This window comes from uncultured Enterovirga sp., assembly GCF_964242715.1.
Taxonomy (GTDB): domain Bacteria; phylum Pseudomonadota; class Alphaproteobacteria; order Rhizobiales; family Beijerinckiaceae; genus Enterovirga.
Genome location: NZ_CAXTAZ010000026.1, coordinates 50,406 through 67,374, shown reverse-complemented (window position 1 = coordinate 67,374; position 16,969 = coordinate 50,406). Strand labels below are relative to the sequence as shown.

Below are 16,969 nucleotides of genomic sequence, written 5' to 3'. Positions count from 1 at the left end.
TCGGCGACGAGGCCGTCCTCAAAGCCGTTCGAGAGCCTTCTTCAACAGCCTGCTAATGCTGTGACGTGGCATCGGCCTTGCAAATGCGACGCATGCTTCGCATAGCGGCTGAGCCGGCCGAATGGGCCCTCACCGGGAGTGACACTGCATGACCGATGGACCCCATTACGATCACATCCTCCGCGGCGGCCGCGTGATCTGTCCCGCCTCGAATATCGACGGCATCATGGATGTCGCCGTGAAGGCCGGACGGATCGCAGCCGTGCAGACCGACATCCTGCCGAGCGCGGCCCGCGAGGTGGTGGACGTCTCGGGCAAGCTCGTCCTGCCGGGCCTCATCGACACGCATGGGCATGTCTACCAATACGTCACGGGCCGCTTCGGCATGGCGCCGGACATGGTCGGCGTGCAGTCGGGGGTCACCACCTTGGTCGACCAGGGCGGGCCCTCCTGCATGACCCTGCCCGGCTTCCGGCATTTCATTGCCGAGAAGGCGGAATCGCGCTGCCTCGCCTTCCTGTCCGCCTATCTGGTCGGCGGGCTCGAGGGCCATTTCTACCCGGATCTCTACAGCCCGGACGGGGTCGACATCGACGCGACGGTCAGGTCCGCCGTCGCAAACCGCGACCTCGTGCGCGGGATCAAGGCCCATGCCGAGATCGGCGGCTTTGCCCGCTGGGGTATCCGCGTGCTGGAAATGGCGGCCGAAATCGGGAAACAATCTGACCTGCCGGTCTATGTCCACTTCGGCCAGCTTTGGGGCCTGCCGGAGAGCGGCACCAACGGCGAGGATGTCGACACGATCCTCGAGCGCGTGATCCCGCTCCTCCGGCCGGGCGACATCTTGGCCCATCCCTTCACCCGTCATCCGGGCGGATTCGTGAACCGCGAGGGAGAGGTACATCCCGTTATCCAGGCGGCTCTCGACCGCGGCCTGAAGGTCGATGTCGGGCATGGTAGCCACTTCTCCTACCGGCTCGCCAAGAACGCGCTCGCGGCCGGCATTGTGCCGACGACGCTCGGGGCCGACATCCACGGCTACAACACGCATGTCCCGGCGCCCGCCGGCACGCCTGCCGAACATGCGGACGACGAAAACCACCCTTTCGCCGGTCAGGCGAAGTTCAGCCTTGTCCAGGCGATGAGCTCGATGATGGCGCTCGGCCTCACCCTCGAACAGGTGGTCCCCATGGTAACATCGTGTCCGGCCGAAATGCTCGGGCTGACGGACACGATCGGGGCGCTCCGTCCCGGCATGGAGGCCGACGTCACGGTCCTGACCGAACTCTCGGGCCGCTTCGTGCTACGGGATAACGAGCATACCGAGGTTATTGCCGAGCGGCTCCTCCAGCCGGTCTTCTGCCTCCGGGCCGGCCGGCGTCACGAGGCCGTGGCGCCGATCCTGCCCCAGGCCATCGCGGCCTGAGAGGCGAACCGGCGCAGGCACCGCCGCCCGCCGTGCCCGGAGGCTGGCTGTTCGCCTGCACTTTGGACGACCTCCACGCGCGCCCGCTCCGGCCGGCGCGGGTCGGCGGCCACGACCTCCTGATCGTAGGTGACGGTGAGCGGGTCCATGCCGTCGAGAGGGCCTGCCCTCACGAGCAGGCCGACCTCTCGGAGGGACATTGCCGCGACGGCCGGCTGCATTGCCCCCGCCACAAGGCCTTCTTCGACCTTCTGGGGGACGGCCGCATCTCGCCCGGCTGGGTATCCAGGCCTCTGCGGCGCTATCCGGTCAGGATCGTGGGACGATCCGTGCTGGTGGACCTGCCCGGCGGGGCTTGAGGCCGCTGCGCTCCGACCAGCGCGGACATGGAGGTGCGGCTAACCTGACCAGGCTTGGCCCGCCGTATCGTGGCCATGCAGCCTTCTGGCGATCTGGTCCGCGAATTTCGCCGCCGCGATCGACAGCCGTCGCCCGCGCAGATGTCCCAGCACGATCAGCACGGGCGCGAGGTCGCGACCGTCGATCGGGCGGGCGTGGAGGCCCCTCCGGTCCGCCGGGATGCCACTCGGGATCTGGAACGAGACCGCATGCTCCCGCCGCACATAGTTTCGCAGAAGCTCGAGCGAGCCGGATTCGAGCGCGATGCTCCACGCGAGATCCGCCCGGACCGCCGCGGCCTCGAGATGGTGACGGATGGCGAGCGAGCGGTCCGGCAGCGCGACCGGATAGCGAAAACAATCGCGTAACCGCACCGGACCCGGCTGGGCGGCGAGCGGATGGTCGGCTCCCATGAGCGCGCAAAGGGGCTGCTCGCTGGACATCATGACGTGCATCTCGGGCGCGGGCGGGGGTTGCAGGACGAGGGCCAGGTCGACCTCGTAAGCGATGAGCGCGTCGATGCCATGGGAGTGATCGCGCACCTGGACCGTGAAGGACACGAGCGGGTGCTGCGCCCGGTAGGCATTCACCTCGTCCGGCAGCACGTGGTCGGCGAAGGCCTGGCTGCAGGCGACCGCGACATGGCCCCGCCGCACCCCTGACAGGTCCGCAAGCTGAGAGCGCACCCGCTCCAGATCGGACATCTGGTCGCGGATATGCCGCAGCACGAGTTCTCCGGCAGCGTTGAGCCGCATCCCGTGCGGAACGCGCTCGAAGATCTCCGTCCCGAGCTCATGCTCGAAATCCTGAATGCGTCGGGTGAGGGCAGACGGCGTCAGGTTGAGGCGTTCGGCGGTGCGTCGGATCGAGCCGCTTTTCGCGACATCGGCGATCATGGCGAGGGTCCGGACATGGCGCATCTGCCTCCTCCCGCGTTGTCGTTGCGATTCCGACAACGGAGCGCTCGGAAAGGAGCACTGGATCGCAACACGCTACTCTGTAGCCTCCTCTCCGCTGCCGCAACGGTTTCGGCATGCGGACGGTGCGATGCAGGCTTCCCCGACATTCAGGAACGAGATCGTCCTCGATGAGGAGGTGCCTGGCTCGGCCGGCATCGAAGCCCTTGCCGCCGCATATCGGGACGGCAGCCGGGACCCGGCAGCGGATCTCCGTGCTGCCTTCGACCGCATCGTTGCCGCGGGCGAGCGGCCGACCTGGATCACGGTCGCTCCCCTTGCGCTGGCTTCGTCGACCCTTGCCGACGCGACCGCCCGGTTGAACGGGGGCGCCCATCTGCCGCTCTTCGGCATACCCTTCGCGGTCAAGGACAATATCGATGTGGCGGGTCTGCCGACCACGGCCGGCTGCCCGGACTTCGCCTACGAACCCGTCTGCTCGGCCGTCGTCATCAGGCGGCTCGTGGCGGCCGGCGCCATCCCGGTTGGGAAGACCAATCTCGACCAGTTCGCGACCGGCCTGAATGGCACCCGCTCACCCTACGGAGCGCCGACCTCGGTCTTCGACCCGGAGCGCATCTCGGGCGGCTCCAGCTCGGGATCGGCTGTCGCGGTCGCCTCGGGGCTCGTCCCCTTCGCGCTCGGGACCGACACGGCCGGGTCGGGGCGGGTTCCAGCCGGCTTCAACAACATCGTCGGTCTGAAGCCGACCAAGGGGCTCCTCAGCACGCGCGGCGTGGTCCCGGCCTGCCGCAGCCAGGATTGCGTGTCGGTCTTTGCCGCGACGGCTGCCGACGCGCTGGCCGTGACCCGGGTCGCGGCAGGGCTCGACACGGAAGATGCCTTCTCCCGGGCAGCGCCGCCCCACACGCTCGCCGGGCGGGAGATGCCCTTCCGCTTCGGCCTGCTCGCGGCGGAGGACCGGAGGGGCGACGATCCCGAGGTCGCGCGCGTCTACGAGGCCGCCGCGGCACGGCTCGAGGCTCTGGGCGGCGTCCCGGTCACGCTCGACTTTGCCCCGTTCGCTGGCGCCGCAAAGCTCCTCTACGACGGACCTTGGGTGGCCGAGCGCCTTGCCGGGATCAGGGACTTTGCGGGCGCCCATGCGGACAGCATCGATCCCGTCGTGCGAGACATCGTGCTGGGGGGTGCACGCTGGAGCGCGGTCGACGCCTTCGAGGGCCAATACCGCCTGGCCGAGCTCATGAGGGCAGCGGCTGCGCAATGGGCCGGCATGGACGTCATGCTGCTGCCGACGGCGCCCTCGCATCCGACGGTCGCCGAGATGCGCGCCGATCCGATTGGCTGCAACAGCTCCCTCGGCCGCTACACCAACTTCGTGAACCTTATGGATCTGGCCGCCCTCGCCGTGCCGGCCGGCCTCACGCGAGCCGGGTTGCCGGTCGGCGTGCAGCTGATCGGACCCGCCTTTTCGGATGGCATGCTCGCGCTCCTGGGCGACCGGCTGCATCGGGCGTGGCCCGAGGCCCGGATCGCCGCGACCGAACTTGGCCTTGCGAGGACAACGGCCGTCGAGCCGGAACCGGCAGGCGACCGCATCGCGCTGGCCGTGGTCGGCGCGCACCTCACCGGGATGCCGTTGAACGGGCAGGTCACGGAACGGGGTGGACGGTTCGTCCGAAAGGCCAGGTCCGCCTCGGGCTACAGCCTCTACGCCCTCGCCGGCACCGCGCCCGCCAAGCCGGGCTTGCTGCGCGACGGCGGGGAGGGCGGAATCGAGCTCGAAATCTGGGACCTGCCGGTCGCAGGCTTCGGGGCCTTCGTCGCGGCAATCCCTGCGCCGCTTGGCATCGGCACGGTGCTGCTGGCCGACGGATCGTCGGTCCAGGGCTTCCTATGCGAGCCGCATGCGGTCGCGAGCGCACGGAACGTCACGGCATTCGGCGGCTGGCGGGCCTACCTTGCCTCCCGGGACGCCGTGGCAGCTTGAACGCGCTGGCACGCCCGCTGCTAGCGATCCGGATCACCCAGGGAGCCATGCCATGACCTTTCGCCGACGTGACATTCTCGCCGGAGGTGCAGCATCCGTAGCAGCCCTGTCGGCTCCGACGGTGCTCCGGGCCCAGCAGCCGACCGTGATCAGAATGGGCGCGCTGAAGCTCATTCACTCGATCGCGCCGCACTTCTACGAGCGTTTCACCCCGGCCGGGTACCGGGTCGAGGTGATCCCGTTGGAAAGCCCGACCGAGGGCAAGAATGCGGTGGTGACGAAATCGGTCGATTTCGGGATGTTCGGCATTGCCGCCGCCACCCTCGGCGCCGCTGCCCGCGAGCCGATCGTCGTCATCGCCTCGGCCTGCAACAAGGGCATGGCGGTCGTGGCCGGCAAGGACAGCCCGATCAAGTCCATCAAGGATCTCAAGGATAAGCGGGTCGCCATCTGGCCGGGCTCGACCCAGGAGGTCTTCATCCTCGAGCGGCTGCGGATGGAGGGCATGTCCGTTCGGGACATTCAGCCGGTCCGCGTCTCGTTCAGTGAAATGCATCTCGCGCTCGCCCGCGGCGATATCGACGCCTATGTGGGCGCGGAACCGGGTCCGGGCGTGAGCCTCGCGGCCGGGATCGGCAAGATCGTCGAATATCCCTACTCGACGCCCATGGGGGCGTTGAACATGATCTTCGGCGCGCATCGCGACACCCTGGCCAGCCGGCCCGACCTCACCCGAGTGGTCCTCGGCATCCACCGGCGCGCGTCCGATTTCGCGATGGCGAACAGGGCCGAGATGGTCGCCATGGCGGTCGCGAAGCTCGGGCAGAAAAAGGAGGCCATCGAGGCCTCGGCCGACAATGTCGAGCTGACATGGCGGTTCGGGGAGACGGAGATCGAACAGTCGAAGACCTACGCCCAGCACATGCTCGATCTGAAGCAGATCAAGCAATTGCCGGACTTCACGAACTTCTTCGACACACGCTTCGTCAGCGAGATGAGGCCGGCGTGACGATCCTCGCCGAAGCCGCGGGCGCGATCACCGCGGCGCCCGTGCAGGCCTCACAGGACGGGCTGACACGGCGTCGCGGCGCGGCGGGCCTCGCGCGGCTGCGCGGGCCGATCCTGGCCGCGGCCTTTCCGATCGCCGTGCTGGTGCTCTGGCACGTGAGCACGCAGGGCCGGGCCTATTCTCTGATCCCGCCCCCGCTCGAGGTGGCGCGCGCGCTCTGGGACCTTGTCTTCGGCGGCCTCAACGACGACGCCTTCAGCCAGACGCTGCACGTGCACCTGCTCGCCTCGGTAAGCCGGGTCTATGGTGGATTCGCGCTGGCGCTCGTCTTGGCGTTGCCGCTCGGCATCCTCATCGGACGGGTCACTCTGATCCGACAGCTCGTCGACCCGACGATCCAGATCCTGCGGCCGATCCCGGTGACGGCCTGGCTGCCGCTCGCGATGATCATGTTCGGGCTCGGGCCGCGCTCCGCCTTCTTTCTCGTGTTTCTTGGCGCCTTCTACCCGATCCTCCTGAACACCGTTTTCGGCGTCCGAAACGTCGAGCCGCGCCTCCTCGAGGCGGCCAGCATGCTGGGCTGCCGGGGATCTGCGCAATTCGCCACGGTCGTGCTCCCGGCGGCCCTCCCGGCGATCTTCACCGGGCTGCGTCTAGGGCTGGGCTTCGCCTGGGTGGTCATCGTGATCGGCGAGATGACGGGCGTGCAGACCGGGCTCGGCGCCATCATCATGGAGGCGCGCCAGCTGTCCCGGACGGAGATCGTCATCTCGGGGATGATCACCATCGGGGTCGCCGGCTTCGTGTCGGACCGGCTGGTCACGCTGGTCGGTGCGCGCCTTCTCGCCTGGAGCCCAAACCATGGGTGATCCCACCATCCCGATCCTGGATCTGCGTGGGGTCGGGAAGGAATACCGCCTCGGAGACCAACGAATCGAAGCCCTGCGAGGGGCGAACCTCACGGCCGGGAAGGGCGAGTTCATCTGCCTGATCGGGGCCTCCGGCTGCGGAAAGTCGACGCTGCTCCGGATCGTCGCCGGCTTCGAGACGGCCAGCGCCGGGGAGGTGCTGATGTGGGGCAAGCCGATCGACGGTCCGTCCCCGAGCCGCGGCATGGTGTTCCAGGATTACGGCCTGTTCCCGTGGCTGTCCGTTCGCCGCAATATCGGCTTCGGGCCGGCTTCGCGCGGGCGTCCGGGGGCCGAGGTCCGCGAGACGGTCGACCGCTTCGTCGAGCTGGTCGGGCTGAACCGCTTCGCGGATGCCTATCCTCACCAGCTCTCGGGCGGCATGAAGCAACGAGTCGCGATCGCCCGGGTCCTCGCGAACGACGCCGAGATCGTGCTCATGGACGAGCCCTTCGGGGCGCTCGACGCCATGACCCGCGAGCGCCTGCAGGACGAGCTTTTGGACCTTTGGTCCCGCACGGGGCTCACCGTGCTCTTCGTTACCCACTCGATCGAGGAGGCGATCTTCTTGTCGGACCGCGTCGTCGTCATGTCGCCCGGGCCCGGCCGCATCGAGTCAGAACTCCGCGTCGGTCTCGCCCGTCCCCGCGACGTGGCTGCGCCCGATTTCAACACCATTCGGCGCGACCTCGGCCTGCGGCTGCACAGCCACCACGGACGAAAGGCCGCTTGACTGCCAGCCGCGCCACGTCCGAGACGACGCAATCGAGCACTCGCGCTCTCCCGGTGCGCTGGATCTCGTCCGGACTCCTGACCAGCGGACCCGTCCATGAGGTCGCCTGCATCGGTCGTGCGCCTCCTGTCGATGGGCGATACGTTGTCAGGCTGCCATCCAGCCGCCATCGACCATCAGGTTGATGCCGGTGATGTAGCTCGCCTCGGCGCTTGCCAGGAACAGGGCTGCGTTGGCGACGTCGTCGGGGCGGCCGAAGCGCGGCCAGGGTGTGCGCCGCCGGGCGCGGTCGAGCACGGCTTCGTCGAGCAGGCGGCCGCCCTGGCCGGTCACGATCTTGCCCGGCGCCACCGCGTTGCAGATGATGTGGTCGGCGGCGTAATCGGCCGCGATCTGCTGGGTGAGATAGGCGATGCCGGCCTTGCTCACGCCGTAGGCGATGTCCTCGGGCGCGGCGATCATGCCGTGCTGCGACGACAGGTTGACGATGCGCCCGCGCGCCTCGTCGCGGATCTCCTGGGTGAGCATCTGGCGTGCCGCCTCCCGGCAGCACAGGAACACGCCCGTCAGGTTGACCGCCATCATGCGATCCCAATCGCCCCGATCCATCTCGGTCAGCCGGCGGGCGTGGCGGATGCAGGCATTGTTGACCATGACGTCGAGCCGGCCGAACCGCTCGACCGTCGTGTCGACCAGCGCACGGACGGCGGCCTCGTCGGACACGTCGGTGTGCCGGAAGATCGCCTGGCCGCCGTCCTCCAGGATCGTCGCCACCGTGGGCGCGCCGCCTTCCAGCACGGTCTCGCTCACGTCGGCCACCACCACCTGAGCCCCGTGGCGGGCGAACAGCCGGGCGATGGCGCGGCCGATCCCCGAGGCGGCGCCGGTGACGATGCAGGTCTGGCCGGCGAGGCGGCGCTCTGTGAAGGCAGCGTCAGGCATCAAGATTCACGCGGGTGTTCGGCGGCCAGGAAGGCGAGGAAATCGTCGGCCGCCGCCGCCATGTCGTAGCGCGGGCGGTAGTCCGTATCGGCCAGGATGCGGGCGATCCCCATCGGGGCGCGATCGGCTGCATCGTAGAGCGCGATCGTGCCGTCTTCCGGGCCGCTGAGCGACCAGTCCACGCCCGGCATCCGTTCGGCGAGGCAGGCGCACCATGCCGCGACCGACCATCGAAATCCTGCCGCGACGTTGTAGACGCGGTGCGGCAGGGCGGGTGCGTCGAGGAGCGCCAGGATGCCGGCGACCGCGTCGCGGACGTAGAGCCAGTCGCGGGTATGGGGTCGGGGCAGGCGGATCGGCTCGCCCGCCTGCGCCCGCTGCAGCACCTGCAAGGGCGCGCTCAACGTATCCCGCAGGCCGGTGGCGCGCTCATACGGGCCGAAGCAGGTGCCGAGACGCGCCGCCACGATGTCGGCCCCGAAGGTGTCGGCGAGGCGCAACACCGTCGCCTCCGCCGCCTGTTTCGAGATCGCGTAGAGCGAGCGTGGGCGCGAAGGCGTGACATCCTCGACCAGCGGCTCAGCCTCATAGGCGCTGTCGCCGTAGACGGCGCCCGAGCCGAGAAACACCATCCGCTCGACGCCGGCCTCGGCCGCCGCCCGGATGGCGTCGGCGACCGCGGCGACATTGACCGCGATGATCGAGGCGGGATCGCGCCGTTCGCGCGCCTCGTCAGCCGTGATCGCGGCCCCGATCACCAGCCGGTCGACGCCGTGCCGGGCCAGGATCGGGTCGAGCCCACCCGGCTCGCGCACGTCCAGCGGGCAGAATGTGAAGCGACCCGGGCCGGAGTGATGGCCGGCCGGTGCGCCCGGCCGGTCGATCCCGACCACGTGTTCGCCACGCACCACCAGGGCCTCGCACAGGGCGGCCCCGACGAAGCCGGAGGCCCCCGTCACCGCGATGACCATGGCTCAGTCGCCGAGTTCGCCCTTCGGCTTGCCGGCGGCGGCTTCGAGGAAGCTGTAATCCATGTTCTTGACGAGCTCGGCCGAGACGTCGCGGCTGATATATTTGAGGTCCCGCATCATGACGGCGATGGCGAGCGCCTGGGTCCGGTACATCTTGTAATCCGGCTGCAGGTTCTCGATCGCGCCGGCCGCGATCGCCTTGTCGAGGCCGGTCACCTTGGTGATGACGCCGATCCAGGCATCGTGATTGGCCGCGACATAGTCGTTGACCTTGACGATGGCGCCCACCGTCGATTGCAGCGCCTTGCGGTTGGACGCCACGACGTCCGAGCGGGTGACCATCAGGTTGGTGAGCTTGCCGGCGGGCTGGTCATAGGGAAACCCGAAGAACTTGCCGGCGCCGACCTGCCGGATCTGGGTGGCGAAGGGTTCGACCGAGCAGATCAGGTCGACCTCGCCGCGGCGCAGAGCCTGGGCATGGTCCGACGGGTTCGGGATGTTGACGAACTCGACATCCTTGTTGACGTCGATGCCCTGCTTGGCAAAGGCGCCCCGCATGTGGAGATCCTGCGCGTTGCCGCGCGAGGCCGCCACCTTGAGCGGCTTGCCGGCGGTTTTGCGCTGCGCGATGAGCGCCTTCAATCCGGCCCAGTCATTCTCCTTCACGGGCAGATCGTTGCTGAGGAGCATCTGCGAGCCGCCATTCACCTGGCCCGAGATCGCCACGACGTCGAAGCCCTTATCGAGCGCGGTCGCGTAATGCAGGTAGGTCACCTGGGCGACGTCGATGCTCTTCGAGACGAGCGCGGTCAGCACGTCGTTGCCGGTGTTGAAGCCGATGACCTCGAGATCGATGTCCTTCGCGTAGTCCGGCGTCAAGACGAGCGGCGTGCAATGGGCGCATTTGGCGAAGCCGAGCTTCAGCTTGGGCTTGTCCTGCGCGGCCGCCGCGAAGGTCAGCATCGGGGCTAGCGCAAGGACGGACAACACACGCAACAATCGTTTCATCGAGGATACTCCTGTTGGGGTTCGATGCGGGTCAGGCTGCCTGGGAGCCTGCCGTCTCGGCGGCGTCGGCAGCCAGGCATTTGGCGACGACATCGGCCGTGTGGCCGACATGGATGCCGAGAAGCTGCCCGGCCTTGACGGCGTCGCGGGCTTCGAGGGCGGCCAGGATGTCGCGATGCTCGATGATGGACTGTTCCCAGCGATCCTCGAGGCGCAAAGCGAAGAAGCGCACCTGGTCGGCGCGCGCGAGGAGCGTCGCATGCGCGTCCGCCAGCGGCCGGTTGCGGGCCGCCTCGACGATAATGCGGTGGATGCTACGGTTGGCGGTGAAATAGGCGTCTCGCCGGCCGGCATCGTGCTCGTGTTCGATCTCGCGCTGCAGATCGTGCAGGCGGGCGAGATCGGCCGGAGTGATCCGCTGGGCGGCGAATTCTGCCGCAAGACGCTCAAGGCCGCCCAGGGCCTCGAACACCTCGCGGATATCGGGCGCGGCGAGGCAGCGCACGGAGGCGCTGCGGTTCGTGCGCAATTCGACCAGCCCGCCTTGCGCCAGCAGCTTCAGCGCCTCCCGCAGGGGGGTGCGGGAGATGCCGAGCGCTGCCGACAATTCGGCCTCGACCAGCGTCGCGCCGGGCGCGAGGTCGCCACGAACGATCATGTCGCGCAACCGCTCGGCCGCATGTTCGTGCAGCCCCGCCCGCACCACGCGGACCGAGGTGGCGAAAACGATGCCAGCATTCTTGCGGGGACGCCCGCGGCGGGGCGCAAGGTCGTTCATGGGCGGCTGCGGCTCGGCGACATGCGGGCAGCTTAACCGCGAAACGGGTCGTGCGATGCCGATTTAAGCCGCAGAAACTGTCGGTTCTTCAAGCACTAGGCAGCAATTGTATGCAGCGTGCCGAAAGCTCCTTGCGCTGTCCGTTGGCCGGCTGAACTTGGGACCAGACCGACGCGCGGGCCCGCTCGAGGATCGCGCGACCCATCCGGAGCCACGCCATGCAAACGGCGACTGCCTCGCTGCCCGCCCCGCTCTTCAGGAGCCTCGGCCTTCGCTCCAAGGCCGAGCGCCTGACCGTACCCGTCCTGCTGCTCGTCGGCTGGGAGATCTTCTCCCGCTCCGGCTACTTGCCGCCGGCCCTGCTGCCGCCGCCCTCGGCCGTGCTGCACGCCCTCTCCGACTGGATCGTCGGCTGGGACGAGTCCACGCAGAACTATTCCGGCACCTGGCTGCGCGACGCCTTCTCCAGCACATGGCGCGTGTCGGTCGGCTTCTCGATCGCGGCTTTGGCCGGGATCGGGATCGGGACGGCGATCGGCTGGTCGCGCTTCGTCGAGAAGACGATCGAGCCGACCCTGCAGATGCTGCGGCCGATCCCGCCGGTCTCGTGGATCCCGCTCGCCATCATCTGGTTCGGCATCGCCGACAAGCCGGCGATCTTCCTGGTCTTCCTCGGCGCCTTCTTCCCGATCCTGATGAACACGATCCACGGCGTGAAGACGATCGACCGCAACCTCATCCGGGCGGGCGCCATGATGGGTGCGACCGAGCGCCAGCTGCTCTGGAACATCGTCGTGCCGGCGGCCCTGCCCTCGATCTTCGCCGGTCTGCGCATCGCGGTCGGCTCCGCCTGGATGCTCACGGTCACGGCCGAGATGGTGGCCGTGAAGAGCGGCGTCGGCTACGTGCTGTGGGATTCCTACTACTTCCTGCGCTACGACATCGTCATCGCCGCGATGGTGTCGATCGGCCTGCTCGGCTACCTGTCCGACTACGCCATCAAGAGCCTGATGAACTCCGTCCTGCGCTGGCAGCGCGCCACCACCGTTCAGGGCAGGGAGGGCTGAGCATGGCCGAGATCGCCATCCGCAACATCAGCAAGACCTTCACCGACCGGTCGCGCGACCGCGACGTGGTGGCGATCGACAACGTGTCGATGACGATCGCCGACCACGATTTCGTTTGCCTGCTCGGACCCTCCGGCTGCGGGAAATCGACCCTGCTCAACATGATCGCGGGCTTCGAGCAGCCGAGCGCCGGGCGCATCGAGGTCGGCGGCGTGCCCGTCGAGAAGCCAGGCGCCGATCGCGGCGTCGTGTTCCAGCAGCCGACGCTGATGCCGTGGCTGACCGTCGCCGACAATGTCGCTTTCCATCTCAAGCTGAAGGGCCTCGGCAAGGCGGAGCGGCGCGAGCGCGCCCAGCGCTTCATCGACCTCGTCGGCCTTACCGGCTTCGAGGGCCATTTCCCCTCCGAACTCTCGGGCGGCATGAACCAGCGCGTCGGCATCGCCCGCGCCCTGCTGATGAATCCGCGCGTCATCCTGATGGACGAACCCTTCGCGGCGCTCGATGCGCAGACGAAGCTCGAGATGCAGGAGGAACTCGTGCAGATCTGGCAGCGCATCGCCTGCACGATCGTCTTCGTCACGCACAGCGTCGACGAGGCGCTCGTGCTCGGCAACCGCATCGCCGTAATGACCCGCCGACCGGGCCGCATCCGCGAGGATTTCGAGTTCGACATGCCGCGCCCGCGCGACATCACCAGCCCGGCCTTCAACGACGCCAAGCGCCGCGTCCTCGGCCTGATCCGCGAGGAAGCCACCCTGGTGCGCCGTGCAGCCTGATCCGCGCCGATCCCGGGCGTTTCGCCTCGGGATGCTGACCCCGTCCTCCAACACCGTGCTCGAGCCGATGATGGCCGCCATGGTGGCGGACCTCGACGGGGTCAGCGTGCATTTCAGCCGCTTCCGCGTGACCGAGATCGCCCTGTCGGACCAGGCGCTCGGGCAGTTCGCGCCGGACGGCATGGTGGCGGCGGCCGAGCTGCTCGCCCATGCCAAGGTGGATGTGATCGCCTGGAACGGCACCTCGGCCGGCTGGCTCGGTTTTGCCCAGGACGAGCGCCTCTGCGCCGCGATCACGGCCGCGACCGGCATTCCGGCGGGCACTTCGGTGCTCGCCTTCCGCGAGGTCTTCGAGCTCACGGGTGCCCGCCGCATCGGACTGGTGACGCCCTATACGGCCGACGTGCAAGCGCGGATCATGGCCAATTGGGCGGCGGCCGGCTTCCCGTGCACGGCCGAGAGAGCGTTGAATCTGCGCGACAATTTCTCCTTCGCCGAGGTCGACGAGGCGACGATCGCCGGCCTGGTCAGGGAGGTGGTGGCGGAGGGCTGCGATGCGGTTGCGATCGTCTGCACCAACATGCGCGGCGCTCGGATCGCCGCCGATCTGGAGCGGGAGCTCGGGGTGCCGGTCTACGATTCGATCGCCGTGACTCTGTGGCAGAGCCTCCGGCTGATCGGCGCCGATCCACTTTCCCTGAAGTCCTGGGGCCGGCTGTTCCATGATGCCGCGGCCAAACCGGCCGAGGCTGCCGCGGCGGCTTTATGAGCGGCACGATGGTTCGCGAGCCCATCCGGATCCTGTTGCTCAATCCGAACACCACGACGGCCATGACCGAGCGTATGAGCGCGGCCGCCGAGGCCGTCACGGCGGTCGGCACCACCATTGTACCGGTCACCGCGACACGCGGCCTGCCCTATATTGCCAGCCGGGCGGAAGCGCAGATCGGCGGCGCGATCGCGCTCGAGATGCTGGCCGAGCACCACCAGACTGTCGATGCTGCGATCATAGCGGCCTTCGGCGATCCCGGCCTGCTCGGCGCGCGCGAGCTGTTCGATATCCCGGTCGTCGGCATGGCCGAGGCCGCGATGCTCGGCGCCTGCATGCTGGGGCGACGCTTTGCCATCGTGACCTTCGCGCGTGCGCTCGGGCCCTGGTACGAGGATTGTGTGGCGGCCAACGGCCTCGCCGGGCGCTGCGCCGGCATCCGCATGCTCGACAGCCCTTTCCAGCAGGTCTCGGACGTGCAGGAGGAGAAGGAGGGCCTTCTCGTCGAGCTGGCGCTCCGGGCCGTCAACGAGGATGGCGCCGACGTGGTGATCCTGGCCGGCGCGCCGCTCGCCGGGCTGGCGGCGAAAGTCGCCGACCGCATTTCGGTGCCGGTGGTGGACCAGGTGGCGGCCGCGGTGAAGTTGGCCGAGGCCCTGGTCGCGCTGCGCCCGCGCAAGGCCACGGCCGGCACCTTTCGCCGCCCCCCGGCCAAGCCGGCCATCGGCCTGCCCGAGGCCCTGGCCGGCCGGATCGCCCACACGGATGGACCATCGTCCATCCGGCCCGATCGACGGGGCCTCCAGCGCGATTAATCGCTGCAGGTGGATGCCGCTTCGAGAACTCGACTATGCCGCGTGTCCGTCGAGGCGGCCGAGCGCGACCGCGATGTCGAGCAGGATCTGGTCCGAGCCGGGTGAGGCGGCGAGCGAGATCCCGACCGGGCAGCCCTCGATCGTGCCGGCCGGGATCGAGATCTGCGGCAGGCCCGCATGGCCGGCCGGGCAGAGGATCTCGAGGGCCTTCGCCCGGAACAGGTCGAGCTCCGGCTCCGGGGTGGCAAGCAGCGGCGCGATGCCGGGAGCGGTCGGCAGGACGAGGATCGCGCCCGCGACGAGGTCCCGCATCCGGGTCCGGATCGTCTCGCGCAGGCGGCGTGCCTCGGCCACCTCCGCGGGATCGAGCCGAGCGGCAGCCGCGAAGCGCTCGCGGATTCCGGGCCCGAATTCCGGCTTCGCGGCCTCGACCCAGGCGCCATGCGCCGCCCAGGCTTCGTCGGACTGGATCAGCCGAAAGGCGTTCCGCCACGCCGGCAGGTCGTCGCCCGCGACCGTAACCTCTTCGACAGTCGCGAAGACGGCCTTCGCGCGGGAGAGCGAAGCCGAGAGCGCAGCTTCGACCTCAGGGCCCGCGCGCCGGAAGAGGTCGCGGGCAACCAGAAGCCGGCCCGGGACGGCGTCGCTCCCGGGCAACGCGAGCAGGACACGGCCGACGCGCCGGAAGGTCTCCGGGTCGCGGGCGAACCAGCCCATCGTGTCGTAGCTCGGGGCGAGCGGCACGGCGCCATCGAGCGGGATGCGTCCATGCGTCGTGCGGATGCCGTAGAGGCCGCAATAGGAGGCCGGCAGCCGTACCGAGCCTCCCGTATCCGATCCGATCGCGAAATCGACGAGGCCGGCCGCGGTCGCGGCGGCGGAGCCGGAGGAAGATCCGCCCGGGATGCGGCCCGGCGCGGCGACGTTGCGGGGCGTGCCGTAATGGGCGTTCTCGCCGTTCAGGCTCCAGGCCATCTCGTCGGTCTGGGTCTTGCCGACGAGCCGGGCGCCGGCCGCGAAGAGTGGCTCGATCGCGGGCGCGGTGCTGTCCGGGACCGGATGAGTCGCGAGCCATTCGGGCGAGCCCGCCCCGGTCGGCGTGCCGGCCAGGTCGAAGAAGTCCTTCAGCCCGAAGGTGAGCCCCGCGAGCGGGCCGTCGGTCCGGTCCTGCCGCTCGACGAGGCCATGCGGGACGAAGGCGCCGACGCTGTCCTGGAGCGCGCTCATCGCGGGCGATGCATGGTCGGCGCGGGGCGGGTGAAGGTGCGCTCTCCGGCCTTCAGCCCGAAGAGCGGCTGGGCGATCTCGGCGACCGCGTTCGAGGGGCCGTCGCAATCCAGCACGACGAGGTCGGCCGGATTGCCGGGCGCGACCCCGTAGTCGAACAGGTTCAGGAGTCTGGCGGACTGGCTCGTCACCATGTCGAGGCAGTCCGCCATCCCGGCGGGCGTGCCGACCTGGGCGATGTTGGCGTAGAGGTTCGCCATCCGAATGAGCGAGCAATCCCCGAAGGGCGTGAACGGGTTCAGGACGTTGTTGGTCGAGAGCGAGCAGGTGACGCCGCTCCCTAAGAACTTGTGCGCCGGCGTCACGCCGCGCGGCACGTCGCGATCATGGTCGCGGCCGGTGAGGAAGAGATCGGTCGAGGGCAGGACCGTCACGGCGACGCCCGACCGGGCAAGGCGGGCGGCGATCTCGGCGAACTTGTCCGGCGAGACAGACGAGAACTTCGTGACGTGGCCGACGGCGACGCGACCGCCCCAGCCGTATTGGTCCGTGAGGCGGCAGACCTCCTCGACGTCGAGATGCGTCGGGTCGAGCCCGAAATCGAGATGGAAGTCGATGTCGATCTCGTAGCGTTTGGCGAGTTCGAAGATCCGGGCGATCTGGCCGTGCGAATCCTTGTCCATGTAGGGCGCGCCGCCAACCACGTCACCGCCGCTCTCGAGGGCCGCCACCATGACGTCCTCGCAGCCGGGATCGTCGAGCAGGCCCTCCTGCGGGAAGACGCAGATCTGAACGTCGATCGCCCAGGCGTAATCCTGGCGAAGGCGGGTGAGCGCCTTGAGGCTGGTCAGCCCGATGCGGGGATCGACCTCGCAATGGGTCCGCATCCGCATCGTGCCCTGCAGGATCGACTTAGCCAGGGTCCGCTCGGCCCGGGCATAGACGTCCTCCTCGGTGAAGTTCCTCTTCGCCTCGGCTACGGCCGCGATGGCCTCGTCCAGCGTCCCCTCGTGGCATTGGCAGCGGCCGAGCAGGCAGGACTTGTCGAGGTGGATATGCGTCTCGACGAAGCCCGGCACGACGAGGCGTCCGTCGAGCCGCTCCTCCGGTCCGTCCGCCTGAAGCGCGGGTTCCAGCGCCGCGATTCGGCCGTCCCGGATGCCGATGTCGAGGAGGGGGCCGTCGCCGCGGTCGAGACGGGCGCCGCGCAGGATGATATCGAAAGCCAAGA

General features: G+C 68.9%; 17 protein-coding genes. 10 read left to right on the top strand and 7 right to left on the bottom strand.

The features are described 5' to 3' along the window. The first annotated feature begins 148 nt into the window (after positions 1–148). Together ACFE87_RS14195 and ACFE87_RS14190 are read left to right on the top strand one after the other, a co-directional pair. Positions 149–1,426, top strand: a complete 1,278-nt coding sequence (locus tag ACFE87_RS14195; RefSeq protein WP_375460295.1) for an amidohydrolase/deacetylase family metallohydrolase — start codon at positions 149–151, stop codon at positions 1,424–1,426. Positions 1,427–1,458: 32 nt separating this feature from the next. After that, the gene (locus ACFE87_RS14190; RefSeq protein ID WP_375460294.1) at positions 1,459–1,785 is read left to right on the top strand and encodes a Rieske (2Fe-2S) protein; all 327 of its coding nucleotides are present in this window, start codon (positions 1,459–1,461) and stop codon (positions 1,783–1,785) included. Positions 1,786–1,824: 39 nt separating this feature from the next. On the opposite strand, the gene ACFE87_RS14185 is transcribed toward ACFE87_RS14190, so the two are convergent. Then, positions 1,825–2,745, bottom strand: coding sequence for a LysR family transcriptional regulator (locus ACFE87_RS14185; RefSeq protein ID WP_375460293.1), 921 nt, complete (start codon positions 2,743–2,745; stop codon positions 1,825–1,827). Between the two features lie 127 nt (positions 2,746–2,872). Between ACFE87_RS14185 and atzF the strand changes: the two genes are divergently transcribed. Genes atzF through ACFE87_RS14165 form a run of 4 tightly spaced genes read left to right on the top strand, consistent with a single transcriptional unit; the run spans position 2,873 to position 7,382 of the window. Then, the gene (gene atzF, locus ACFE87_RS14180) at positions 2,873–4,732 is read left to right on the top strand and encodes an allophanate hydrolase (RefSeq protein ID WP_375460292.1); all 1,860 of its coding nucleotides are present in this window, start codon (positions 2,873–2,875) and stop codon (positions 4,730–4,732) included. Between the two features lie 52 nt (positions 4,733–4,784). Further along, positions 4,785–5,741 carry an ABC transporter substrate-binding protein gene (locus tag ACFE87_RS14175; RefSeq protein ID WP_375460291.1) on the top strand — a complete coding sequence of 319 codons (957 nt, stop codon included), beginning with the start codon at positions 4,785–4,787 and terminating at the stop codon, positions 5,739–5,741. Between the two features lie 41 nt (positions 5,742–5,782). After that, positions 5,783–6,610 (top strand): ABC transporter permease, encoded by an 828-nt coding sequence (locus ACFE87_RS14170; RefSeq protein WP_375460297.1) that lies wholly within the window; start codon positions 5,783–5,785, stop codon positions 6,608–6,610. Beyond that, positions 6,603–7,382, top strand: coding sequence for an ABC transporter ATP-binding protein (locus tag ACFE87_RS14165; protein WP_375460290.1), 780 nt, complete (start codon positions 6,603–6,605; stop codon positions 7,380–7,382). Before ACFE87_RS14170 ends, ACFE87_RS14165 begins: the two co-directional genes overlap by 8 nt. A gap of 147 nt (positions 7,383–7,529) precedes the next feature. On the opposite strand, the gene ACFE87_RS14160 is transcribed toward ACFE87_RS14165, so the two are convergent. From ACFE87_RS14160 to ACFE87_RS14145, 4 genes are read right to left on the bottom strand one after another with little or no spacing between them, the layout of a single operon-like run. After that, positions 7,530–8,324 carry an SDR family NAD(P)-dependent oxidoreductase gene (locus ACFE87_RS14160; RefSeq protein WP_375460289.1) on the bottom strand — a complete coding sequence of 265 codons (795 nt, stop codon included), beginning with the start codon at positions 8,322–8,324 and terminating at the stop codon, positions 7,530–7,532. Beyond that, complete coding sequence (locus tag ACFE87_RS14155; RefSeq protein WP_375460288.1) at positions 8,324–9,295, bottom strand: NAD-dependent epimerase/dehydratase family protein; 972 nt, start codon at positions 9,293–9,295, stop codon at positions 8,324–8,326. Before ACFE87_RS14155 ends, ACFE87_RS14160 begins: the two co-directional genes overlap by 1 nt. A gap of 3 nt (positions 9,296–9,298) precedes the next feature. Further along, positions 9,299–10,303 (bottom strand): ABC transporter substrate-binding protein, encoded by a 1,005-nt coding sequence (locus ACFE87_RS14150; RefSeq protein WP_375460287.1) that lies wholly within the window; start codon positions 10,301–10,303, stop codon positions 9,299–9,301. Positions 10,304–10,334: 31 nt separating this feature from the next. Continuing rightward, positions 10,335–11,081: a GntR family transcriptional regulator gene (locus tag ACFE87_RS14145; protein WP_375460286.1), complete on the bottom strand. Its 747-nt coding sequence runs from the start codon at positions 11,079–11,081 to the stop codon at positions 10,335–10,337. Between the two features lie 218 nt (positions 11,082–11,299). Between ACFE87_RS14145 and ACFE87_RS14140 the strand changes: the two genes are divergently transcribed. The 4 genes from ACFE87_RS14140 to ACFE87_RS14125 are packed head-to-tail and all read left to right on the top strand — an operon-like array spanning position 11,300 to position 14,511. After that, a complete protein-coding gene (locus ACFE87_RS14140; protein ID WP_375460285.1) occupies positions 11,300–12,148 on the top strand; it encodes an ABC transporter permease in 849 nt (282 codons plus the stop codon). A gap of 2 nt (positions 12,149–12,150) precedes the next feature. Beyond that, positions 12,151–12,927 (top strand): ABC transporter ATP-binding protein, encoded by a 777-nt coding sequence (locus ACFE87_RS14135; RefSeq protein ID WP_375460284.1) that lies wholly within the window; start codon positions 12,151–12,153, stop codon positions 12,925–12,927. Positions 12,928–12,958: 31 nt separating this feature from the next. Then, the gene (locus tag ACFE87_RS14130) at positions 12,959–13,696 is read left to right on the top strand and encodes an aspartate/glutamate racemase family protein (protein WP_375460283.1); all 738 of its coding nucleotides are present in this window, start codon (positions 12,959–12,961) and stop codon (positions 13,694–13,696) included. Between the two features lie 23 nt (positions 13,697–13,719). Beyond that, positions 13,720–14,511 carry an aspartate/glutamate racemase family protein gene (locus ACFE87_RS14125; protein ID WP_375460296.1) on the top strand — a complete coding sequence of 264 codons (792 nt, stop codon included), beginning with the start codon at positions 13,720–13,722 and terminating at the stop codon, positions 14,509–14,511. 33 nt (positions 14,512–14,544) lie between these two features. Here the strand turns inward: ACFE87_RS14125 and ACFE87_RS14120 are convergent, their stop codons facing one another. Together ACFE87_RS14120 and ACFE87_RS14115 are read right to left on the bottom strand one after the other, a co-directional pair. Next, positions 14,545–15,738 carry an amidase gene (locus tag ACFE87_RS14120; protein ID WP_375460282.1) on the bottom strand — a complete coding sequence of 398 codons (1,194 nt, stop codon included), beginning with the start codon at positions 15,736–15,738 and terminating at the stop codon, positions 14,545–14,547. Continuing rightward, a complete protein-coding gene (locus tag ACFE87_RS14115; protein ID WP_375460281.1) occupies positions 15,735–16,967 on the bottom strand; it encodes an amidohydrolase family protein in 1,233 nt (410 codons plus the stop codon). The genes ACFE87_RS14120 and ACFE87_RS14115 overlap by 4 nt, the downstream gene beginning before the upstream one ends. Between the last annotated feature and the right edge of the window lie 2 nt (positions 16,968–16,969).